Here is a 25,201-nt window from a genome sequence, read left to right as displayed (position 1 = left end):
ATTAATCCCGGTCTGGCTTCTGCTTGCGTTGCAAGCGCTCGGGTACGAGGTATTCTTTTTTCCAACTCAGCAAAGTGGCCAAAAGCTCCGCCGTTTTCAGTGGTTCTTCGGTGGCCAAATCGTGCTCTTCGCCAGGGTCATTCACCAGGTTATAGAGCTCTACCCGATCTTCTTCAAAAAATTGCAGCAGCTTGTAATCGCCTGCTCGAATCGCCGAAGTCTTGGGATCCCCCGTGCTGTGTGGACGAGCCTTACGGGAATGCCAGAAAACGGTGCGCTCAGACCAATCTTCCTTACCCACTAAAACGGGCTTGAAACTCTTGGCGTCGATTCCTTCCACTTCCTGGTTGATTGCCAGGTCTAACAAGGTGGGGATAACATCCATTCCTAATACAATAGAGCTTGATTCCTTGCGAGGCTTAATTCCCACAGGCCAGCGAAACAACAGCGGCACCCGGATACCCCCTTCGTACAACCAACCTTTACCCGCTCGCAAAGGCATGTTCGTGGTGGCCAGGTTGCGTTCTCCTTTGAAACCATCATTGGACAATCCACCGTGGTCAGAAGAAAACACAACGATGGTATTCTCCGTCAAGCCATTGTCTTCTAAAAACTGTAGCAAGCGGCCTACATTTTCGTCAACATTCTCTACCATTCCGGCATAATCCGGATCATCCTGGCGCATTTTACGACGGCCGGTACCTTCTTCAATGTATTCGGGGACGTCACCATAGTCATGGGCAGCAATTTCTGCTGCATTGCGTTTTTTGTCTTCCTCTTTGGCCTCCAAAGGGGTATGTACCGCATAAAAAGCCAACATCACGAAAAAGGGAGCACCCGCTGGACGAGCCTGAATCAACTCCATCGTTTTGTCAGTTAGTACGTCGGGGAGGTAATCACCTTCCTTGCAATCCTGCTCCACATCAGGCACGATTTCTTTATGGCGCTTACCATTCGGCTTGGTATTGAAGGGGTAAAAACGCTGTCCTACACCACCAGCATGTCCGGCGGCATAAGAGATGTCAAATCCGAAGTTCATTGGGCTGTTATCTTCGTCTCCCAGGTGCCACTTGCCCACAAATTGGGTATGGTAACCCGCTTCGTTGAAATGGTGAATAAAGTTCTGCTCCTGAGGTATTCCCACCAGGTGCCCATGATCTTCATTGACGGGATACGTTCCCGTCATCAAACCATAGCGAGATGGGGTGCAACGCGGGTAGCTACTGTAAGCCTGCTCAAACTGTACACCTTGGGCTGCGAGGCGATCAATGTTTGGCGTTTGGTAAATCTCAGAACCCGTACAACTCAAGTCATGATAACCCAAATCATCCACATAGACAAACAGGATATTAGGAGCAGTAGACTGCGCCTGAACCTCAGCCGTAAAAAGCAGCAACCCGAGGTACAGGAGGAAATTTATTAGGTTACGCATCGGTTTTGTTTTTTGGTTTTATTTGCGAAAAGCATAAGAACAGCACAAAAATTAATGGCTTAATTCATTGCCTTCTCTTGCTCGGCAAGGTGAGCCAGTAGTTTGGCTTTCATTTCCATCACCACTTTTGCGTAAGCAGGGTCTCCCGCCAAATTACGCGTTTCATTAGGGTCCGTTTCGTAGTCGTAGAGCTCTACACCACTTACTTTGTTTTTGCCGTAAGGCTGATAACTCCGAAACTCTTCCACCCATTCAGTATAACGATAACGATCGGTCCGCAAGGAATAGCCCATGGTGTTGTTTTTATTCCTTTGGTACTGACTAATAGCGTAATCCTGGGCCAGGGTCGTTTTATCATTGCCATCTAGTAGCGGCACCAAGGACTTGCCCGTGGTCTGAGCACTGGGAGTAACACCACTCAACTCGAACAAGGTTGGGAAAACGTCGACCAAATTCACAGGCTGGCTTACCTGAGCACCTGCTTCCACCCCAGGGCCAGCAAACATTAAAGGAATATGAGTGGCTTGCTCAAAATTGGAATGCTTGCACCAAAGGGTATGATCACCAAGGTGAAATCCGTGGTCCCCCCAAAGGACAATCACGGTATTCTCCGCCAGGCCTTTCTTTTCCAGTGCATCCAGAAGCATCCCCAACTGGGCATCGATATAAGACACACAAGCCATATAGCCGTGAATCAATTCCCGCTGCTTGTCTTCTGGCAAAACATCCCCCTGTCTCAGGTCATTATCGATATCAGAATAGGCCCGTAACTCACCGAAAGAGTGGTAAGCAATCTGCGGCGTACCCTCCGACAGTTCCTGGAAAGGAGACAGGTCAATCTTACTGCGATCATACATATCCCAATAACGCTGAGGTGCAACGAAAGGCAGGTGCGGCTTCTGGTAACCAACCCCCAAGAAGAAAGGCTTGTCGCCAGCTTTCAGCTTTTCTAGCATATCAATTGCGGCCAGGGTATACAGACCATCTTGATAGGCAGCATCTGGTACGTCAGCGGATTCGGTGCTGGGCTTGAGATGTTCAAAAACATAATTGCGCAATTTGCCATTGCCTTTTAGGCCTTTTGCTTGACCTTCTTCCGTTAGGGCAGTCATGCGCGCTTTGGTTTCCGGATTTTGGTAGTAACTAAAAGCAGGCTCACCGTAAGCTACAGGATAGTTCTCAGGCAACTGATGAGGAATTGACCAGCTTTTGCCATCGTGGCCTTCCGCAGAAGATCCCTTGTGGTAGATTTTGCCAATGGCCGTCGTCTCGTATCCCTGGTGGATCAGGTATTCCGGCATAGAAATCAAACTCGGAGCAGATTCACGAAAATCGGTATGCAAATCCCACACCTTGGTTTCGTCCGGAAAGGTGCCCGTCATGATACTCGCCCGAGAGGGACCACAGACAGCGTACTGGACATGGGCGTTGGTAAAGGTCGCTCCCATCGCTGCCAGACGGTCAAAATTCGGGGTGTGCATTTCGTTATGACCGTACACGGAGAGCAGCGGTTTGAGGTCATCAACAGCGATAAATAAAATGTTCTTTTGATCATTTTTTTGACCAAAAACACTTATTCCCAAGACACAAAGAAGGCTTATTATAAATAGCTTACGCATGGCTTATTTTTGTTTGTTGTTGATAATGTCTTCGACGTTTTCTTCATTCTCCGGTTTATCGACAATCGAACCAAAGTCCTTGTCGGAAATTTCCCGAAATTCCTCCAGGGAATGATTGTTGCCGTATTCCACCATTAGGTCCTTCAGCTCGGCCTCTAGTTTTTGGCGGATCTCCTGGTAGGCAGGATCATCAATCCGGTTCACCAACTGATCGGGGTCTTCCTGGTTGTCATACAATTCCCACTTATCAATATTGTAGTAAAAATGGGCCAGGGTATAACGTTGCGTCCTGATGCCATAGTGCGGTTGCACGTGGTGCCAGAAGGGGAATTCGTAGTAATGGTAATACATTGACTGGCGCCACTTGCGGGGCGTCTTTCCGTACAACATCGCAGCAAAGCTGTTGCCCTGCATTTCTTCCTCGGTTTTGATTCCGGCCAAATCCAGCAGGGTTGGGGCAAAATCAACATTGGTAATAATATCATCATTCACAGAACCGGCCTTTACCACCTTGGGATAACGCACCATAAAGGGCATCCGAAGGGATTCTTCGTAGATGAACCGCTTGTCAAAAAAGCCATGATCTCCCAGGTAAAACCCTTGATCGGAAGTAAGCACCACGATGGTATTTTCGGCCAGGTCATGTTTATCCAAATAGTCCAGTACTCGCCCAATATTGTCGTCTACGGATTTCACGCAAGCCAGGTAATCTTTGATGTAACGCTGATAACGCCAGCGACGGCCCTCCTCTGCGGTCATTCCCTCAGGCTGAACGATTTCGTCGTTCTTTGCCCCATAAAAATCCCAGCGGATTTTGTCAACACCCGTCAAGCCCTCTGGGCGTTCGAGTTTCATGTCTCTACGACTGAGGTGCTCCATGGTCATTTCGGTATCACCGGCGGTGAGTTCACGCCCTTCGTAGGTATCATTGAAGGTAGCAGGATAAGGCATCTCTACATCGTCCCAGAGTTTTTCGTATTTGCCATCGGGCTCCCAGGGGCGGTGAGGTGCTTTGTACTGCAACAACATTAGAAAAGGAGCATTTTCTTTACGGCCTTCACTCATCCAGTCGATCGCAAAATCCGTGGTGAGATTGGTGGCGTAGCCTTTTTCACGGACCTGTTCGCCATTTTCATTGTAAAGAGGATCCCAGTAGGTGCCTTGCTGTCCGGCATTGGCGTGGAATTTATAGGCATCAAACCCCGTAGGGTCGGTCCCCAGGTGCCATTTCCCGAACAGTGCTGTCTGGTAACCTGCCTCCTGAAAAGCCAGTGGGAAAGTCCATTGGTCAACATTGAATTTTCCGCCATTCTCGTTTTTGTAATAGCCGTTGAGGTGGCTGTACTTGCCCGTCAGGATGGCTGCCCGGCTGGGGCCGCAAATCGCGTTGGTACACAGCACATCGTTGAACAGCATCCCCTCGGCCGCCAGGCGGTCCATGTTGGGAGTTGGAGCAATATCCTTATAAATATCTCCGTACGCACTGATGGCCTGGGTGGTCAGGTCATCAGCCATAATGTAGATGATATTCGGCTGTTCGCGCATCCGCTTAGATGGCGATTCCGTCGTAACTGTTGTGATGGGTTCGTGCATTACAGCGGCCAGAGAAATGCCAAAAAGTAACAACACCGGGCTGAGGAATAAAGCTCTGTAGCTGGTCATAACTAAGGGTTCATTTGAATTTTGCTGGCAACGGTCAGCGTAGTGGTTTGTAAATCTTTATCTAGCGAAGACGATCCCGTCATAATCTTGAAGGTGCCCGGCTCCACTACATAGTTCATCTGTAAATCATAGAAAGCGAGATGTTCTGGACCGATTTCAAAGGTCACCGTTTTGGTGGCTCCTGGCTCCAGACTTACGCGCTCGTAGCCTTTGAGTTCCTTAACGGGGCGAGTCACTGAACTGACCTCATCCCGAATGTAGAGTTGTACAATTTCGGTACCTGCTACTTTCCCCGTATTGGTTACGTCCAAACGAACAGTCACCCTTCCGTCCCCGTCCATAGACGGAGACGAAAGCTGTGGTGCTGAATAACCAAAAGTAGTGTAGCTCATTCCGTACCCAAAGGGGTACAAGGGGGTTTTCTTTTCCGTGTGATAGCGGTGCTTGTAGGTAGAAGGCTTGTGGTTGTAAACCATTTGCAGCTGGCCTACGCTACGTGGCACCGTCAGGGGTAGCTTGCCAGAAGGATTGTAATCACCAAACAGTACTTCAGCCACTGCTTGTCCACCAAAGCTGCCGGGTTCCCAGGCGTTGAGGATCGCGGCAGCGTTGTTCTGCAACCAAGGCTCAGAGATCGGACTGCCGCTTACGTAGACCACAATGATGGGCTTGCCCGCAGCATGCACCATTTGCGCCAAGCGCAACTGCTTGCCTGACAATTGAAGCGTAGCACGGTCGATATTTTCGCCCGTTGTTTTGTTGGGCCAATCGTGACGAAACGAGTTTTCGCCCAGCACCAATACGACAGCATCGGCATCCTGTGCGGCAGCTTGTGCGCCTGCTATTTCTTCTTCGGTAATTTCTTTGGAACGATCGGCTACGTCAAAGTAGCTTACGGTGTGGCCTTTCGCCGTACCCAGCGCTTTTATTCCTTCGTATACCGTGATCATTTGGTCTTCCGGTTGGGGGGAAACCCAATCGCCCATGATCGTCATGTTATCGGCATTTGGCCCAAGAACAAGCAGCCGCTTTTTGTTGGCGGCCAAAGGCAGAACGCCATTGTTTTTGAGCAGCGTCATGGCTTCACGTGCTCCTTGCAGGGCGGTCGCCTGGTGCTTTTCGTTGAATACGACAGCGTCTACTTTTTCCAAGTCAACAAAAGGATTTTCAAAAAGCCCCAAGCGGAATTTCGCTTCCAGAATCAAGCTACAGGCCTCGTCTACACGAGCTTCTGCCAAGCGGCCACTTTCGACCAGATCTACAATGTATTCCGCAAACTGAGGTCCGTGCATGTGCATATCCAGCCCCGCATCTACGGATAAGAAAGACGCTTCCTTGAAATTTTCCGCCGCGTGGTGAAGCGTCGCAATCCGGGAGACATCATTCCAATCGCTCACGTAGAAGCCATTGAAGCCCCAGCGATCACGCAGCAGTTCCGTCATCATGAATTTGTCCATGTGGCAGGGTACGCCATTCACTTCATTGTGAGCGGCCATGATGCTGAAGATGTTCGCTTCTTCGATGGCCCGACGGTAAGGGGGCAGGTAAATCTCGAAGAGGGTGCGTTCGGAAACGTCAGTTGGGGCGGCATTCAAGCCATTCACGGATTGGCTACCAGCGATGAGGTGCTTGGCGCAGGCAATGACTTTATCGGTACCCGTAAAATCATCAGTTTGCATTCCCTTGATGGTGGCTACTCCGAGGTTGCCTACCAGGAAAGGATCTTCGCCAAAGGTCTCTCCCGTACGGCCCCAACGCGGGTCACGCAAGACATCAATATTGGGAGTAAAAGCCCACTGAGAACCGGTGGCCCGCATTTCCAGTGCCGTCTGACGGCCCATTTCGTAAGCGGCGGCATCGTTCCAACTGGCGGCCTGACTGATCGGGCTAGGATAGATCGTCGCTCCCCGGAAGAGGCCGTTGCCGTGGATGGCATCAATACCGATCAGCAGGGGGATTTTCAGGCGGCTTTGCTGGGCCAACTCCTGAAGGTAATTGGCTTCTTCGGCCGTCACAACGTGGAGGAAAGAACCGATTTTGCCTTCGCGGGTCATCTGCGCCACGTCTTTGCTGAACAAGCCGGGGTAAAAGCCCTGCGCATCGCTGTGCTTCATCTCCTCTTCCGTGAGGTTGGCCTCCGCAACTTTCATGTGTTCCAAACCTACGTATTGGCACATTTGGTTCACTTTCTCCACCAGGGTCATCCGTGCCATAAGGTCTTTGACGCGGTCGGCTACCGGTGCTTCGGCATTCAGGTAGAGGGGAGGTTCTGGTGTTGTTTCTTTGGTCCGAAAACCTAAGCAGAGGCTTAGTACAAGGATAAAAAAGCCCCCTTTCAAGATGTTTATCTTGAATAAATCCATAACTATTTGGTTGTGCTTGATTTTGAAATTAGAGTGCTGTTGCGGAAATTAATAACCCGGATTTTGATCCTCAGGATTTACCAATTGGTTACCCGAAATTTCCGTTAAGGGAATAGGTAGCAACATGTTTTTCTCATCCTCCGGATAGACAAAATCCCTGTTACTATCGAAAGTCGGATGCTCATTATGAGGACGTACGACGGTTTCCAAGAAGTAATCGTAGCCAAAACGGCGCGTATCGAACCAGTCCTGCCCTTCAGCCAGTAGTTCGTACAATCTTTCCTGTCGGATACGGAATCTAAAGGTTTCCTGGCTCATCCCCGACCAGTCTGCCGGTTCTACCGTGTCGCTCATGCCGTCGCCATCCAGGTCGCGGGCACGGGCGAGTACTTGGTTCACGTAGTCGTAGGCTGCATCGGGGCCACTGAGTTCATTCTCTATTTCCGCCATCATGAGGAGCAAATCTGCGTAGCGGAAAAGAATCATATTGCGGGAAGTCGTCGTACCATTGTAGGTAGGATCAAGGTATTTGCGGATGCAGGCGTAGCCATCGTTTCCGGTGGTGCGGGTTGGGTAAATGGTTTGGGTATTGCCATTGTTCAAGGCATAACTATCGTAGATAAACGTCGCATCAATCCGCGGATCTCCAGGGTACTGATTGACGTGTTGGTCGAAGGTTTCTTTGTTGGGACGAATCCGACCAAAAGTCACCACATTGTTGGCCACGTATATGCTATTTCGGGGAGTATACATGCGAACGATATCGGCGTTGCGAACGCCTCCGGTCTGGCCGTACTGGATTTCCATAATGGATTCTACCGTATTTTCATTACCAAAGTCAAACAGTTCGGCGTAGGTTGGGGTCAGTTGGTAAGGACCATTTTGAATCACTTCCAGCGCCGCTGTTTTGGCCAGGTTGTAGTAGTTGGCATCATTCCCTTCACTGGCTAAAGTGAGGTAAACTTTTGCCAAATAAGCCTGCGCAGTGAAAGGCGTAGGACGCTCAAGGCGGTAAGTACCCGGTGCGGGCAGTAAATCCATCGCACGCTGTAAATCCGCAATGACCAGCTCATAGACTTCTCCCTTGGTAGCACGTGCCAGATGGAGATCGTCGAAAGTCGTCGGGGTCGTTCGCAGTGGTACACCACCAAAGAGCCGTACCAAATCAAAATAGACCAGGGAGCGGATAAAGTAAGCCTGCCCTAGTGCTGTTTCCTGATTGGCCAGTCCAGCCTCTGATTTTTCCAGGTTAGCGATGATCACATTGGCCGTATTGATGGTGGTATACATTTGGGGCCAAAGCCGCAGTAACCAGGTATTGTTAGAAGCGGTATTCAAACTGGTCGCATCCTGGCTAGCCGTCTGGTTCGACCAAAATTTCCCCGAAAGGGGCATGATCATCCCGTGCCAGGAAGAACCGTAGTAGCCGCCGTCAAAAAAAGCAGAAAACAAACCATTCACAGCAGCTTCCACCCCTTCTTCCGTGGCAAACACCTGCTCTTCGTTGTAGAAGGTTTCGGGATCTTCCTGTAAGGCATTCTGGCAAGCGGTCAAGCTTAAAAGCGCGAGAAACAGGAAGGTATATTTTTTGATAAAGTCCATTGCTTAATCTTTTATAAGTAAGGCGAGATCGCCCTTTCTTTTTAAATTAAAATCCTACGTTCAAACCAAAGGTTACCGAGCGCTGATTAGGGAAAGAACCCCAATCAATACCCCGGCGAGTGGGGTCGTAAGAGAAACTATCTACTTCAGGATCAAAGCCACTGTAGCTGGTAATCAACAGCAGGTTTTGGCCGGAAACGAAAAAGCGGGCCGACTGGATGCGGTTGATCACGCCGGCGGGAAGCTCGTACCCCAGACTTACATAACTCAATCGCAGGAAACTACCATCTTCGAGAAAACGGTCGGTGAAATCACCCGGATTCAGGTAACCAATACGCGGATAAGCACCTTCGATGTTGTCTGGTCGCCAGGCATCAAGGTAAGCTTCGGTGCGAATGTTGTTGGTGTTGCCTCCAGCGTAATCCGTCTGGGCAAGGTTACCGTTGGCGATTTCATTACCGTAAACGCCATTGAAAAACAGGCTGAGGCTAAAGCGACCATAACCGAAGTCGCTGCCAATACCATAGGTAAAATCGGGGTTGGGATCGCCAATAACGGTCAAGTCGAGTTCGGTAATGTTCCCATCACCGTTTTGATCAACGTAGAAGACATCACCTAGCTGGGTGGTCATACCTTGTACATTTGGTGCCTGCTCCAACTGTTCGGGAGTGCTGACGATACCATTCGTGGCGTATCCCCAAAAGACGCCGGCGGGTTGGCCTTCAATGAAGATATTGGCAGGTACTTTGAAAAAGTTGCCCCCAGAAACATTCTGCCCGAGAAAGGCCGAGTAGGTCTGGGTACCAAACTGTGCTGGAGGAAGCCCCAAGTTGGTAATTTCGTTACGATTGAAAGAGATATTTCCACGCAATTGCCAACGCAGCTTACCTTCCAGAATATTAGCATTGAAGCCAAACTCAATACCGCGGTTGATCAAATCACCCTGGTTGGCCGTGAAGGAGCTGAAGCCAGCGGATGGCCCGATGTTCAATTGTTGCAAAAGATCGTAAGTACGCTTGTAATAAACGTCTACACTACCAGTAAAACGGTCGTTGAGAAAACCTACATCTACGCCAGCATTGAATTGGTTGGTGGTCTCCCATATCAAAGAAGGGTTGGCCAGGTTCAAGGGAATCAAAGCCGTGATACCATTACCTTCGGCATCTGAAAGCAAGTTGGCGGTGGGGCCAAACCGTGCCAAGGTTTGGTAGGGCTGAATGGCCTGACTACCGGTAAGTCCCCAACCAATCCTTAATTTTGCATCACTGAGCAGATTTTGGTCGGCCAGGAATTTCTCGTTGATCATTCGCCAAGCCACCGCAACGGCGGGGAAGAAAGAATACTTGTTATCGTCCGCAAACTTACTGGTGCCATCGGAACGGAAAGAGGCCGTGACGAGGTAGCGATCTTTCCAGCTGTAGTTGACGCGCCCGAGGAAAGACAGGAGCGCCTCCTGGCGAGTATCGTAGACAAGCGGGGTGTAGACCTGCCCCAGGCTGATGCCGTTGTAACGTAAATCTTTGTTGGCAAAATCCGAAGCCGAGAACGTGGTCTGCTCGACATCAGTAGCGTCCCAGATAAAACCTACGGTACCGTTGATACGGTGCCCTTTGCGAAAACGCTTCTTGAACATCAGGGTATTGTCGATGTTGTAGCGGAAGCGATCCAGGGTGCTGATACCGGCTTCTCCATTGGCTTGAGCTCCACGGAAAATACTGGTGCCGTACCAGATTTGCCGCTGCTTGTTGCGGTAATCTACCCCCGTTTGGAAACGGTAGCTGAAGACGTCAGAGATTTCATAATCTAACTTAATTGACCCAAGTGTGCGCAACTCTTCTGCATCATCATTATAGTCTTGAATCCAGGCACGCGGCCCGTCAACGATCTGTTCAATATCATCGGTAACATTATTGTCGGAGAATCCTAACAATGGAGCGCCGAGGGTAATCTGCTGGATAATACTGCGGTTGGCACCTCCGAGATTTTCGGTACCCTTGCTGGCCTGGTTGGCCGAAAAAGTTGCCGAAACGCGGGTACTTAAGCTTACCCGGTCGCTCAGATCGCGGGTAAAGTTGAGCAATATATCGCCCGACTTTGCTTCTGCATTGGGAACAATGCCCTGATTGGTCAGATAACCTCCGGCGAAGTAGAACTTGCCTTTTTCACTACCGCCACTCACGTTCAAGCGGTGGTTCTGGCTGACGGAAGTACGGAAAATATCCTCGTACCAATTGACCTGTTCCAAACGGGGAATATCCGCAGCGTTAGCCTCCATATAGTCAGCACTCGTGACGAACTCCGCTATTGACCCATCGCTGTATTGGTAGAAGCGAGGATTGAATCCCTGCAATTCACGGGCTTCTGCCTGGTAATCGACATACTGCGAGGCATCAAGAAAGTCCACCAGATTGGTGGCTTCGCCAAAACGCGCAACTGTATTATAGGTCACTTTGGTTTTGCCGCTGGTTCCTTGCTTGGTGGTAATTAAGATCACCCCGTTGGCTCCACGCGAACCATAGATCGCCGTAGCCGAAGCATCCTTCAGGATTTCAATGCTTTCAATATCCTGAGGGTTGACTCCCGTAAGGCCGTTCTGGGGAGACAAGTAAGAATTACCACCAGAAAGGGGGTCGGCCGTATCCTCGGTTGAAGAATTGACAATGATACCATCAATAACGTAGAGGGGCTCATTGTCTCCACGCAAGCTGTTGGCACCCCGAATTCGGATGGAGCTAGGTGAGTTGGGCTCCGCCCCGTTGGATTGCACATACACGCCCGTAGCTCGCCCTTGCAGGTAAGATTGAAAATCATCAAATTGAGAAACTTCCTCCGTGGTAGGGTCGAGGGTATTCACCGCTCCGGTCAGGTCGCGTTTTCTTACGGAACCATAGCCAATCACGACGACCTTATCCAGCACCTCTACATCGGTGTTCAGAACAACGTCCAGGCTCGTTTGACTCCCTACTGTGATTTCCTGAGGCTCATAGCCCGTGTAACTAAACACCAAGACATCTACGGGTTTTGCCTTCAACTCGTATTTGCCATCGACATCCGTGGCGGTACCATTGTTACTCCCTTTCACCATGACGGTGGCACCGATGAGGGGTAAACCTTCATTATCCTGCACGATTCCCCGCACCGTCTGTTGTGCGTGAAGGGCCGGGAGGACAAAAAAGGCAAATAGAATAAATAGGAAGTTTTTCATAATTCTTACGAACTTAATTATGGCATAAAGGTAGCTGCCCATGCAGTGTTTGGGGTCTGAAAACCATCACAAATGGTTCACAAATCGTCGAAAAGACCAGTATTTTAGGGACTAAACGCTAATTCTCCAGTTTTTTTCGAAAACTACGCGGAGATTCTCCAAACTTCTTTTTGAAAGAAGTGCTGAAGTATTTGGGGTTGGAAAACCCGCAGCGATAAGCGACTTCCTTAATGTGCGCTTCGCCTTCGGTGAGCAATTGACGCGCGTATTTGAGGCGGGTATGAATAATGAAATCCTGAGGCGAAAGATCTACCAGGTTCTTTAGTTTCATGTAAAGCGAGGTTCGACTCATCCCGACATATTTACACAAATCCTGGACTGAAAAATTCTCGTCGGCGACTTCCTGGAGGACAAACTGTTCCAGCTCATTGATAAACTGAGATTCGCGATCTTGCCGATGGGATGCTGCTTGCTCTATTTCTACTTGTTGCCCATAGCGTTGGCGCATCTTTTGCCGCCAGGTGAGGGTGTTGCTGATTTTGGCGAGCAGCAAGTTGAAATTAATGGGCTTCTCCATGTACTCTGAGACGCCATTCTTAATGCTTTCCACTTTCTGGCGGGAATTGTGGAGCACGGTCAGCATAAAAATCGGAATGTGATTGAGGTTGATATCCTCCTGGATGGCCCGGCACATTTCCATCCCGTCCATTTCCGGCATGATCAGGTCAGTGATAATCAAGTCCGGGAAAATTTCGCTGGCCTTCTCGAGCCCTTCGATGCCGTTACTGGCTTCACTTACCGTAAAATGAACCCCTAAGCGCTTCACCAGTAGCTCCCGTAGTTCATCATTATCTTCTACGACTAATATTTTGGCGGATTTCAACTCCACTAGTTCGCTCAGCTCGTTTAACTCATCGGGGCTGGCTGCTCCCTCTTGTACGGTTGGCTGATAGCGCGCTTCTTGGTTTTTCAATTCGAGAAAAAAAGTAGTTCCCACGTTTTCCGTGCTCGTAAACCGGATGTCTCCTCCTTCCTGCTTAATCATACTTTTCACCATCATCAAGCCCAGGCCTGTTCCTGGCAATTGGCTATTCATGGCGTTGCGGGCACGGTAGTATTGATTGAGAATATGCTTCTGCTGATCACTCGGAATACCAATCCCCTGGTCTTTGACCTCTAATTGCAAATCTCCATGCTTATCCCTGGCAATATTAATCGTAATAGCTCCGCCTGGCTTGGAATACTTGACCGCATTGGAAACCAGATTGAAGATAATTTTGTCAAACACCTCCTTATTATAATAGAAGATAGCGGGAACGGTGTGATTGATAACCTCTAGCGAAAGTTCTCGTTCCCGCAAAAGCGGTTGAAAACCATCGGTCAGTTCCCGAATATGAGCAGCGGGCATAAATGGATTGACCTCCCCATTGCTGTTGTTGCCCGCCGTAACTTTATGGAAATTGAGGAGCTGCTCAAAAAGTGCAGTCAACCGTTTTACGGTCGATTGAATTTTGGTTTTCGCCTGTTCGGAAGAGGCGGTTTCGTCGTTGGTCATTCCCTCCAGGGAAGACAGCAAGATGGTCAGTGGGGTCTTTAATTCGTGGGTAATGTTATTGAAAAAAGCGATTTGCTGCTCAGCGTTACGCTTATTGATAAAGAGCGCAGAAATCCGTAACAAACCGAGCAAAGCAGCAATGCCCAATAGCCCGTAGATGATAAACGCCAAGGTGGTTGCCCACCAAGGGGGCGTCACGATGATTGCTAATTGACGTTCGGGGCCCCAGTAGCCGTCCCGGTTAGCCGCTTGGACTCGGAAGATGTATTCGCCCGGTGCCAGGTTAGTGAAATTGGTTTGCCTGGAGGTACTGGGGGCGCTCCATTCTTCCGTAAGGCCATCCAGTTTCCAACGGTACTGCACCTTTGCGGGGGCTACGTGTGATACACCCGCGAAATTGATGGTCAGCGAATTCTGGCGGTGTTTCAACACCAACTGATCTACACTATTAAGGTGCTCGGTCAGTGGCCCTTCTCCAGGCGAAACAACTTGATTAAACAAGCGAAACTCTTCAAAAACCACCAAGGGATTTGTTGTTTCTTCTTTAATCTTCTTTGGATCAAAAAGGGTCACTCCCTCTACCCCACCGAAAAGCATTTGCCCATTGCGTAGCTTGGCAAAGCTGCCGTAATTGAATTCGGTACTTAGTAAACCGTCGGTTTGATCAAAAATCTGGATACTGGTATCGGGCTCAAGTTGTAGCCGCACCAGTCCTTTAGTAGTACTTAACCATACCACCTCTTCCGACTCCATCAGGATGCCTTGCACGATGTCCGAAGGCAGCCCGTCACGCATATCCATGCTTTGGACCGTCTCTGTATTAGGATCGTAGAAAATCAAGCCCGCGCCATTCGTTCCCAGTAACAATGCCCCGTCTTCTTTTTCCAAAATACAGTTGATGGTCGTATAGCGAAAACCTTCCTGACTGGGATTCAATGCGGTAATTGACTCGGGCTGTCCGTTTTTTATTCGGCTCAAACCGGAGCGGCCAGCCACCCATACTCCTCCATCGCGGGCTGGAATGATGCTCTTCGTTTGAGTAATGGCAAAGTTGGTAATCTCCCCCTCCTTACTCACCCGCTGAACCGGGCCATTTATTCCTCCTAACCAGAGATCTCCCGCCTGATCCATCTTACAGGTGAAGATTTTACCTTCCTGATTTTCCTTAATTTCAAGGGGGTAAGCGCTTACGGCTAAGGTTTTTTTATTGATCCGAAAAAGGCCATAGTTATAAGTACCAGCCCAGACCGTTTCTTCATCTTCCGTCAAGGCCATCGTGATCGCTCCTTCGTACGGCCCCTCCTGGAGGAGATGCCGCCAGGTATTGGTACCCCGCGACCAAATACTGATGCCATTTTTGGTGCCAAACCAGATTCGCCCTTCGTCGTCTTCCAGAATAGCCCTGGAAAACGGGTGAGCTATGCTAGCCTGGGTATTGGTTCGGTGGGTGAGGTGGTAAAAATTATTCCTCACAGGGTTCAGCATGTTCACGCCTCCGCCATAAGTGGCTACCCATAAAATCCCTTCCCTATCCAGTAATAAATCGTAGACACCATCGCTCGACAAGGAGTAAGCCTCATCTACATTGTTACGAAACACCCGTTTGGGTTCGAAATTTTCATCCAATTCCCATAATCCACTACCATCCGTCCCCACATAAATGCTGCCTGCTTTTTGGGGAAGCAATACATTTACGGGGCTGTTACCGATAGCAATGGGTAGTTTAGTGATTTGCTGAAAATTGACATCGGCGCGAAAAAGCCCGGAGGTCTTGGTGCCTACCAGGTATTGATTTCCTCGTCGAAGAATACTACTCACCAGTGGTGCTCCCTTCTCCAGTAAGGTTGTAAGTTGTTGATCACTAAGCCGTAAAGAAAAGAGCCCGGAAGGTGCGCCAATGAGCAACTGTCCTTCATCGGCATATAGGGATTCGATATTTATAATATCTGCCACTCTTGCCAAGGTCCTATCTTCTGGCAAATAGCGCCAAAGTCCATTGTAAGCACCAATCCAAAGTTGGTTGTTTTGATCCGTAATAATGGTTCGAACGAGATGTGGTTGTTCTGAGTTCTTGTCCCCCAGCAACTGAAAAGCATCCTGTTCTGGATAGTAAAGGGCGACTCCGTTTTCCGCACCAATCCAAATGTTTTGGTCGCGATCTATGCAAATCGTTCGAATACGGTTATTGTAATTGGCAGGAAGCCCTACGTAGGTATGGTAGCGAAAAGTCTCTTGGGAATTGAAGCGTACAACGCCCTCTTCCGTAGCTGTCCAGATATTGCCAAAGCTATCCTGAGCAAGCTCATAAGTGATGCTTTGCGAAAAACCTTGCTCGGCGGTTAATTGCTCAAAGCGATACTGCGACTGCGCTGGCAGCCAAAGTCCCTGGAGCAATATGCAGAGCAGTGGTAGTAATAATTTTTGGTTAGGCTTCATACTTCCATTTAGGCTGGTCCCGAGGGATTAGCAATAGCCAAAGTACGGTTTTTCAGTAAATACGCAAACGATCTTAAATTCCTCTCTTTATCCAATTTTGATAATTAGCAAACCTTTTTTGACGATCGCTTTCTTCCACTGTGCTCCTTTAGCGGTAATTTAGCGAGATGAAAAGAATTCCTGTTTTTCTTTGTTTAAGTGCCTTTCGGCAAATACTTCTTCTGTTTGCCGTGGTGCTCCTAGTTGGTTGTGAGTCAGCTACAAAACAGCCAGAGCATACCACTCCTGCCCCGCAGGGCATGGTGACCATCCCCGCAGGTGATTTCCAGATGGGCGGCAAATCGGCCCAGGCCGATCCCGACGAGCTCCCTCGTAGGGATATTCACGTAGATGCCTTTTGGATGGATGCAACGGAGGTCACCAACCGCCAATTTGCCGCATTTGTGGAGGCTACTGGCTACAAAACCGTCGCCGAAAGAGACATCGACTGGGAGGAGATGGCTAAAAACCTACCGCCGGGCACTCCTAAACCCGATGATGCATTGCTCGCTGCGGGTTCTTTGGTTTTCCGACCAACAGAAGGCCCCGTCAATCTGCAAAATGTAGCTCAGTGGTGGCAATGGACCACTGGTGCCAACTGGCGCAACCCCGAAGGCCCTGGCAGTCATATTGACGATCGGATGGATTATCCCGTGGTTCATATCGCCTGGGAAGACGCCAATGCGTACGCGCAATGGGCCGGAAAACGCCTACCTACCGAAGCGGAATGGGAATGGGCCGCCATGGGTGGCCTAAAAGACCCTAAATATCCCTGGGGCGATACGCCAATTGAAGAAGCCACCAGCGTTGCCAACTTCTGGCAAGGTGCCTTTCCTTACGACAATACTGAGGCCGATGGCTACTTTGGTGCAGCGCCAGTAAAGTCGTTTCCGCCCAATGGCTACAGCCTCTACGAGATGGCGGGCAATGTTTGGGAATGGACCAGCGACAAATACCACTACCAAGCCTATCAACTTGAGAAAGAAAACAGCGACAACCCCCAAGGCCCGCAGCAATCTTTTGACCCTCAGGAACCCAATATGCCCAAGCGCAGTATGCGGGGCGGCTCTTTCCTGTGCAACGACAGTTATTGCAGTGGCTACCGCGTTTCAAGAAGGATGAAGTCCAGCGAAGACTCGGGCTTCAACCATACCGGGTTTCGCTGTGTCAAAGATATGGAGTGAATATTTTAATTTCTTTGCTCGTGGTTTAGAAATAGTGCTTCGAAGCCAGGAACATTTGTGTTTTTTTTCAGATATTTGGGCTACGAAGCGATTTTAGTTTTTGAATTAACAAATTGATAATCTCATTGAAATGATGTGTAGACCTCTACTTCTGGTAGGTTTACTAATGATCGCTTCGTGTTCCCTCTGGGCGCAAGGACCGGTCTTTAATGAACCCCTACCCCAAGACGAGACAGTTGAATGTGACGCTGTCCCTCTCGCTCCCATCCTTACCGCTACGGCGAATTGTGGCAATATGCCTCCACCGGTCGTTTGGATCAACGAATACCACAACACGGATGACATGACCCCTAATGTTGGGGAATTCATCGAAATTGCGGGTACTGCTGGTTTCGACCTTAGTACTTGTGAAATCTATTTGTACAATGGTGCAAATGGCCAACTTTTCATGGATCCTATTCCTCTGTCTGGAATAATTGATGATGAAAGCAATGGCTACGGTGCCCTTGACTTTGATGCACCGCAAGGTATTCGCAATGGCAAAGGAGGCATTGCTTTGGTTTGCAATGGTGAAGTAGTCGACTTTATTGGCTACGGTACAGACCTTGCCTTCCCTGCGGTTGAGGGCCCTGCAATGGGCCTGAGTCCTATGAATGTAGGTTTAGGTATCCCAGAAAATTCATCTACACCCGTAGGGCAATCTACCCAATTAGCGGGTGGCCCTGGTTGTAACAGTGCAGATTTCACCTGGCAGATGCCGATGGCGGAATCTCGTGGTGTATTGAATACAGGCCAGACCATAAGTACAGCGTGTGCAACGCCTCCACCGGCATTATGGATCAATGAATTCCATTATGATAATGCTGGTACCGATACTGGCGAGTTCATAGAAATTGCCGGTCAGGCCGGAATTGATCTAGCTGATTACAGGATCCAGGAATACAATGGTGCTAACGGCAACCTTTTCCGCACACTCAACCTTTCGGGCATTATCCCTGATGAAGGGAACGGATTTGGTGCAATTAGTTTTGATCGTCCCGACCTGATGAACGGTGGAGCTGAAGGTGATGGCATGGCTTTGGTTGATGCCAATGACAACGTTCTGGAATTTATCAGTTGGGAAGGCACTTTTACTGCTGGTGCAGGCCAAGGTGCAGCTGCAGGTATGACTTCTGTCAACATTGGCGTAGAAGAAGCGACTTCTACCCCGATTGGCCAGTCTCTCCAACTTACGGGTGGCCCTGGTTGTGCTCCTGCTGACTTCATGTGGCAACCCCCTTCTGCGGAATCTCCTGGTTTATTAAATGCAGGACAAACTGCTGACCTTGCCCAGTGCGCCGGTATGTTTTCTGATGAAGCAACTGTTGTTTTCACAGAAATGATCACCCCTGGTGACTGCCCCAACAATTATACGATCACACGTACCTGGACGGCTACCGATGAGTGTGGTGGCGAAACGGTGCATACGCAAACCCTTACCGTTGAAGACAATACGGCGCCACAATTTGTGATGACCCCAGAGATGGAGATCACCGTAGAATGTGATGCTGTACCGGCTGGTGAGCCACTTGCTGCAACGGACAACTGTTTCGTTGTTCCTAACTTATGGATCAACGAGTTGCATTACGACAATGAGGGTACTGATGAAAACGAGTTTGTAGAAATTGCCGGTGTTGCTGGTACCGACCTCACGGGTTACCGATTGGTGTTCTACAATGGTGCCAATGGCATGATTTACAACAATGCTACCCCACTGAGTGGGGTCATTGACGACGAAGGAGATGGCTATGGAGCCCTTGCTTTTGGACCTGGTACGACCGGCGGAGGAAGCATGAATATTCAGAACGGCCCTGCTGACGGCATCGCTTTGGTTGACCCAATGGACAATGTACTGGTATTTATCAGCACCGAAGGTACCGTGACGGGCGTAGAAGGCCCTGCTGCCGGTATGACTTCGGTAGATATTGGTGTTAGCGAACCCGGAAGCTCTGCAATAGGTGAAAGTCTACAGCTTACGGGTTCCGGTATTCCTACCTCTGGTTTCACCTGGGTTGGCCCAGTTGCCGACTCTCCAGATATGCTGAACGACGGACAAACCATTGTCAATCCTCTCTTAGCTGAGCCTGTGGATGTGATTATTGCTGGTGCAAACCCCGACAATTACACCATTGAGCGCACCTGGACAGCAATGGATGCTTGTGACAACCCCGTGAGCTTTACGCAAACCATCACCGTGCAAGACACAACTGATCCAGATCCGGTCTGTAACACGATTACCGTGTCCCTAAACGCTAGTGGACAATACGTTTTGACAACGGAAGACATCAATGCTATTGCCTTAGGCTCGACTGACAATTGTGATCTTGCGCCTGTGTTTTCCGTAGCACCTGCCGTATTGACTTGTGCAGATATTGACCTGGCACTAGGTACAATTGGAGGTGCAAACGTAACCTTGACCGTTACTGATCAAACTGGAAATGATGCGACTTGTACGGCTTTGGTAGAAATCAATGACGAAGAAGTTCCTTTTGAATTTGGCTGTATTGGTGATTTGAATGTCACGTTAGGCCCTGAATGTTCTGTGGCTATTACCCCTGAAATGGTCATTACTGGGTTTACCGATTGTATTGACAGCTACGTAGTAACGGTTGATGATACCGATACCGATTTAGTGTCGGGCTGTGGATCACACACCTACATGATCGAGTTGATCGAAGACGGCGAAATTGTATACACCTGCTGGGGTAACATCTTCGCCGAAGACAAAACCAATCCAGTAGTTACTTGCCCAGCGAACACAAGCACCGTAACGCAGGACTATGCTGCTCACCAAGCAAGCGGTAACCTCAATGCTGGTGATGCAACCTTGAATTTCAACAACTACAGCTGTTTGAACCAGGGCTTCCTGGCTGACGGTGTGCACAACTATGACGTAGTAACTTTCACTACGCCAGACTTTGCTATTCCTGTTGACGTATACACGATCTTGATGGAAACTGCTTGGGGTGATGGAAGCATGTTCCTGTTCCAGGGCGGTTTCGATCCTACAGCACCCTGTGAGAACCTCATCGGTTCTTCTGACGATGCTTTCGTACCTGGAGGAAATATTTTTGATCCAGCACTACGTTTGAGCCTGCCATTACAGCCAAACACAACCTATACCCTGGTATTGACCAACTGGTTGACGACGCAGTTTGGTAACTGGACGGTAAGCATCTATTCTGATAACAACACGGGTGTTTCTGGTCCAGAGTTTACCCCTGTAAATATTACCGATACCCGTGATTTGGTATGTGAGGATATCGACTTCATCCGCTTCCAGACGCCTCAGTCATGGATTGCAAGTGCAGATGGTACCTTGAACTTCACGGCTACGCGTAACACCTTCTTTGGAGGTAGCACTGCTGCTTTGAATGCTTTCATTGCAAAAGTAAACCTGACTGGTTTCCCTGTAGTTAGCGACAACTGTGGTCCGGTGAAAGTAACCCTTTCTGATGCAGTAAGCTCTGCAGGTGATTGTGGTGATGTAACGCTGACGCGTACCTTCACGGTCTCAGACCGTTACGACGGTGCCTGTGTTGGTGCTCCTCGCGTAGTAGCATGTACACAGACGATTACCTTCCGTAAGCCAACGATTGGCGACTTGGTATTCCCACCATTTGTAGCTCCTTTGGAGTGTGACGAGAACTTCGCTGTTGATGCAAACGGCAACCCTCACCCATCTGCATCTGGCTACCCATGGTTGCGTACGGCATTTGGTTTCTACGACCTTGATCAGACTTACTGTAACATCGGAGCTTCTTACTCTGATGAGCCACGTATCGTGGTGTGTGAAGGTACTTACAAACTCCGTCGTCAGTGGAACATCATCGATTGGTGTAACCCAGGTGGATCTGGTACCTTGAACCAATTGATCAAAGTATTTGATGCTACTGGTCCAGTAATCACTGGTATTCCTGCGGTGATCAACGTATCGACTTCACCATTTGGCTGTTTGGCAAACGTAGCGATTCCATGTCCTACCCTTACTGACGGCAACGGATGTTCAAGCGTAGCTGGTACGACTTACACCGTACTTGCTTTCGGCGAATCATTCTTCGCTGGTGGTGACTTGTGTGACGGTGATGTAGTATCAGCACCAATTGGTGAGCACATCCTGATCATCTGTGCCGAAGATGCTTGTGGTAACGAAACTTGTGAAGAATACACGGTAGTGGTAACCGACGACATCGAGCCAACAGCTTCTTGTAACGACGACATCAACGTATCCATCGGTGGTGGTGATGTAGCCAACGGTATCGAAGGTATCGCTCGCCTCTTCGCTGCGGATGTGGACGAAGGTTCTAACGACAACTGTGGAGCAGTAACTTTGGAAGTACGTCGTAACTACTGGCGCAACAACACTTGTGATGCAAGTGCCAGCCGCTGGAGCCCATGGGGTCCTTATGTAGACTTCTACTGCTGTGATATCGACAACGAAATCACGATTGAACTACGGGTAACCGACGAAGCTGGCAACACCAACATTTGCTGGCAGGTTGTTACTCCTGAAGATAAACTGAATCCATTCTGCTACGCACCAGCACCAGTAACATTGACTTGTTCTGATCTGCCATTGGCTTTCCCTGGTGATATTGCTACGGCTTACGACGAAGACTTTGCTGCTACTTCTACCATGATGAGCGCGATCTTCGGCGGTGCTACCGGTACAGACAACTGTGCGGTGGATACCATCGTAGAGCGTACGCCAAACATCCAGGTTAACGATTGTGGTTGGGGATCAATCACCCGCCGTTTCGAAGCTTGGCAATTGCGCCCAGAGGGCGATGCTAACGGCAACGGAGCCATCGACATCAACGAAGTATACCGTTCGACGAACAGCTGTAGCCAGCTGATCACCATTACGGAACGTCATGACTTCACCATCGACTTCCCAGAAGATGCTGATGCTGACTGTGGCGATCCTGATGTACCAACAATCATTACTACTGCAGTAGGTTGTGATGTACTGAGTGTGAACATTGGTGAGCCAGTGATCTTCTCTGCTACGGGTGATGAGTGCTACAAGTTCTCCATCACTTACGATGTAATCAACTGGTGTGTTTGGGATGGTGAGTACGAAGGTTTAGTACTTCCTCGCATAACGGAAGACGACGGTGAGGCACTGCCTGTAGACCGTGCGGTAGAAGGCAACGAGCGCCCAGTAGTACGGGTAGTGAGTGGCTTCGGACCAGTAGACAACAACTGTGATAACGAAGTTGATCCTCAACCCGGTATCCAGTACAGCGTAGTGATCGATCGCCGCCACAATGACCGTGACGGAGATTCTGACATCGCTGATGTGATCTATGACAACATCCCAGGCAACACTCCTGGTTGTATTCCTGCCGACCAGTTTGGTCGTCGCAACTACGGTCGCTACATCTACACGCAATTTGTGAAAGTGTACGACTCTACCGCACCAGTGGTAGCAGTGGGAGAGTACGGTGGCCCAACGGCTAACTGTCCTAACCTGCTTCCTGGCCAGTTTGGTGATGATGATGGTAACTGTGAAGAAGCAGTAAGCATTCCGTTCAGTGTATCTGACGAGTGTGAATTGTTTGACGGAGCAGGTAACCTGGTGGTAAGCATCGTATCTGCTGAGCTTGATGCTTTCGCCGTAGACGCTAACGGCGACGGCGACATCAAGTCGAACGAATTCGTAGCAGACCAGAACGTACTATCCTTGATCACTGACAATGGTGACGGCACTTACGTATTCGCAGGTACTTTCCCAATCATTACCAACGCGATGGGAGACAATGTCTACCACGCAGTACGCGTATTGTTTGAGGACGGTTGTGGTAACCAGACCAGCGAGACCATCGTCTTCGATGTGATCGACTGTAAAGGACCAGCACCAGTATGTATCAACGGCTTGACCGTGACCCTGATGCCTCAGGAAGATGGTGGTTGTGCCATGGCGATCTGGGCTTCTGACTTCGAAGGTTCACCAATCAGTGACTGTACTGGTCAAGGACCAGAACTGTTCGGCGGTCTACCTCGCGTGACGAAGTATGCTATCTACCGTGCAGCAGATGTAGAAGCTGATCCTAACTTTGTACCAAGCCCAGATGATACTGGATTGGTATTGACGCAGGACGATGATGCATCAACCGTAGTTTACGTATACGCCTTCGACGAAGATGGCAACTACGACTACTGTGAGACCTATGTACTGGTACAGCAGCACGTTGACTGTGGCGCTGGAACAGGCACCCTGTCAGGTGTGATCGCTACAGAATATAACGAAACGATTGAAGGTGTGGAAGTAAGTGTGAATGGTGGTGCTGTAATGAGCATGACTACAAATACAGACGGTACTTACAGCTTTGATCTTGAGCTAGGAGGTGACTACTCTATCACTCCATATTTGAACGCTAACCCACTGAATGGTGTGTCTACGTTTGACTTGGTATTGATGAGCAAGCACGTTCTTGGAGTACAGGTTCTTGATAGCCCTTACAAGCGCATTGCTGCGGACATCAACCGTTCTGGAAGTATTACGACGCTGGATATGATCCAGTTGCGTAAGTTGATCTTGAACATTGATACGCAGTTTGCTAACAACACGAGCTGGCGCTTTGTGGATGCTGCTTACGAGTTCCCAGTAGCGACGAACCCATGGTTCGAAGCATTCCCAGAGTTGATCAACGAGAACAACCTGGCGGGTGATGTACTGGATGCCGACTTCGTAGGTGTTAAGATTGGTGACGTAAACGGTTCTGCACAAGCCAATGCCTTGGCTGGTGACGATCGTACGTTGAACGGTCAGTTCAACTTCGAAGTAGAGAACGTAAGCGTGAAAGCTGGTAACGTATACACGGTAGCATTCCGTGGTGCTGATATGGCATCAGTAGAAGGCTTCCAGGGTACGCTGAACTTGAACGGAGCAGAGTTGGTAGACATCGAGTACGGTGTAGCTACAGCTGAGAACTTCGGTATGCGTTACGCTGCTGAAGGTATGATCACTGCTTCTTGGAATGGCAAAGCTACTTCTGAGGACGTATTGTTCAGCCTGGTAATCCGCCCAACAGTGGATGCTGAGTTGAGTGAAGTTATCAACGTATCTAGCCGTTACACTGCTGCTGAGGCCTACCCCTCTGTCCTCGCGGACATCTCCCCTGAGAGGGGAGAACAGGTGCTTGGTTTAGGGGTGGTGTTTAACAGCGGAGAGGTTGTTGCTGCAGGTTTCGAAGTATACCAGAACACGCCAAACCCATTCGCAGCAACAACCTTGATCGGTTTCAGCCTGCCTGCGGATGCAGAAGCAACCGTAACGATCAGCGACGCAAGTGGTCGCGTACTGACTGTAGTACGTGGTGATTACGCAGCTGGTTACAACACGATCAACTTGACCAAGGAGATGATCCAAGGTGCAACGGGTGTATTGACTTACACGGTAACGGCCGGTGAGTTCACTGCAACCAAGAAGATGATTGCTGTAAAGTAAGGATGGATGGTTATAGGGTGAATTTGTGAATTTGCCCTATTCCAATAAATACGATTACAGGCGGCGGTATCCTTCGGGGTGCCGCCGTTTTTGTTTTTTTGTACTTAAACAGACTACACAAACCGGAATTTTGCGAAGTAGGCATAGACAACGGAATACAGCGACGTAGGCACAGCCAACGCCGAACGGTGTTTTTTTTTGAACCATATGAGGGATTATTAGAGAATTTAAGAAAAAAAACCTCCACTCAGTTTTGTCCGGTTGTTTGTCCGGGTTCGATAAGCACAGCTTTTGGAAAGATCTATGTTCTTTTGTGCTATTAAGGAGCTGCTGCATTGCTTTTCAACCCAAACAATAAACACAAAAGTTGTAAGTACTGATTTTTACCGCAATGCAGTACTCCCTTTTTCAGCGGGAAATTACAGATGAAAATTACTTCCGGTTTGTCAGGTTGAAAAGAAGTTTTTAGGGCTTGATGTTTCAAGCATTTGAGCTCCTAAAAACTATGTGTGTACGTGTGTGAGAAATTTAGAGAAGCTAAGCTAATAGCCGGGGGGCATATTGGCTTAGTAACCTAAAACTCTATGCAAAACCACTCTGCATTGAAGATGC

At 49.2% G+C, this 25,201-nt stretch carries 9 protein-coding genes; 2 read left to right on the top strand and 7 right to left on the bottom strand.

Annotated features, from left to right (window positions below):
• Position 1: 1 nt before the first annotated feature.
• The 7 genes from AB0L18_RS14460 to AB0L18_RS14430 all read right to left on the bottom strand — a co-directional run bounded on the left by AB0L18_RS14460 (position 2) and on the right by AB0L18_RS14430 (position 15,874).
• A complete protein-coding gene (locus tag AB0L18_RS14460; protein ID WP_367388013.1) occupies positions 2-1,432 on the bottom strand; it encodes a sulfatase in 1,431 nt (476 codons plus the stop codon).
• A 59-nt stretch (positions 1,433-1,491) separates the two neighbouring features.
• Positions 1,492-3,051 (bottom strand): sulfatase, encoded by a 1,560-nt coding sequence (locus tag AB0L18_RS14455; RefSeq protein WP_367388012.1) that lies wholly within the window; start codon positions 3,049-3,051, stop codon positions 1,492-1,494.
• A 3-nt stretch (positions 3,052-3,054) separates the two neighbouring features.
• The gene (locus tag AB0L18_RS14450; RefSeq protein ID WP_367388011.1) at positions 3,055-4,713 is read right to left on the bottom strand and encodes a sulfatase; all 1,659 of its coding nucleotides are present in this window, start codon (positions 4,711-4,713) and stop codon (positions 3,055-3,057) included.
• 2 nt (positions 4,714-4,715) lie between these two features.
• The gene (locus AB0L18_RS14445) at positions 4,716-7,076 is read right to left on the bottom strand and encodes a glycoside hydrolase family 3 N-terminal domain-containing protein (RefSeq protein WP_367388010.1); all 2,361 of its coding nucleotides are present in this window, start codon (positions 7,074-7,076) and stop codon (positions 4,716-4,718) included.
• Positions 7,077-7,124: 48 nt separating this feature from the next.
• Positions 7,125-8,678, bottom strand: coding sequence for a RagB/SusD family nutrient uptake outer membrane protein (locus tag AB0L18_RS14440; RefSeq protein ID WP_367388009.1), 1,554 nt, complete (start codon positions 8,676-8,678; stop codon positions 7,125-7,127).
• Between the two features lie 46 nt (positions 8,679-8,724).
• Positions 8,725-11,883, bottom strand: a complete 3,159-nt coding sequence (locus tag AB0L18_RS14435; protein ID WP_367388008.1) for a SusC/RagA family TonB-linked outer membrane protein — start codon at positions 11,881-11,883, stop codon at positions 8,725-8,727.
• A gap of 118 nt (positions 11,884-12,001) precedes the next feature.
• The gene (locus AB0L18_RS14430; protein WP_367388007.1) at positions 12,002-15,874 is read right to left on the bottom strand and encodes a two-component regulator propeller domain-containing protein; all 3,873 of its coding nucleotides are present in this window, start codon (positions 15,872-15,874) and stop codon (positions 12,002-12,004) included.
• A 167-nt stretch (positions 15,875-16,041) separates the two neighbouring features.
• Here AB0L18_RS14430 and AB0L18_RS14425 point away from each other — a divergent pair, with 167 nt between their 5' ends.
• The gene (locus tag AB0L18_RS14425; RefSeq protein WP_367388006.1) at positions 16,042-17,097 is read left to right on the top strand and encodes a formylglycine-generating enzyme family protein; all 1,056 of its coding nucleotides are present in this window, start codon (positions 16,042-16,044) and stop codon (positions 17,095-17,097) included.
• Between the two features lie 130 nt (positions 17,098-17,227).
• Complete coding sequence (locus tag AB0L18_RS14420; protein ID WP_367388005.1) at positions 17,228-24,589, top strand: T9SS type A sorting domain-containing protein; 7,362 nt, start codon at positions 17,228-17,230, stop codon at positions 24,587-24,589.
• The last annotated feature ends 612 nt before the right edge of the window (positions 24,590-25,201 follow it).

The organism is Lewinella sp. LCG006 (assembly GCF_040784935.1).
Taxonomy (GTDB): domain Bacteria; phylum Bacteroidota; class Bacteroidia; order Chitinophagales; family Saprospiraceae; genus Lewinella.
The sequence above is the reverse complement of the archived record's forward strand: the minus strand, read 5'-3'. Positions and strand labels throughout refer to the sequence as shown.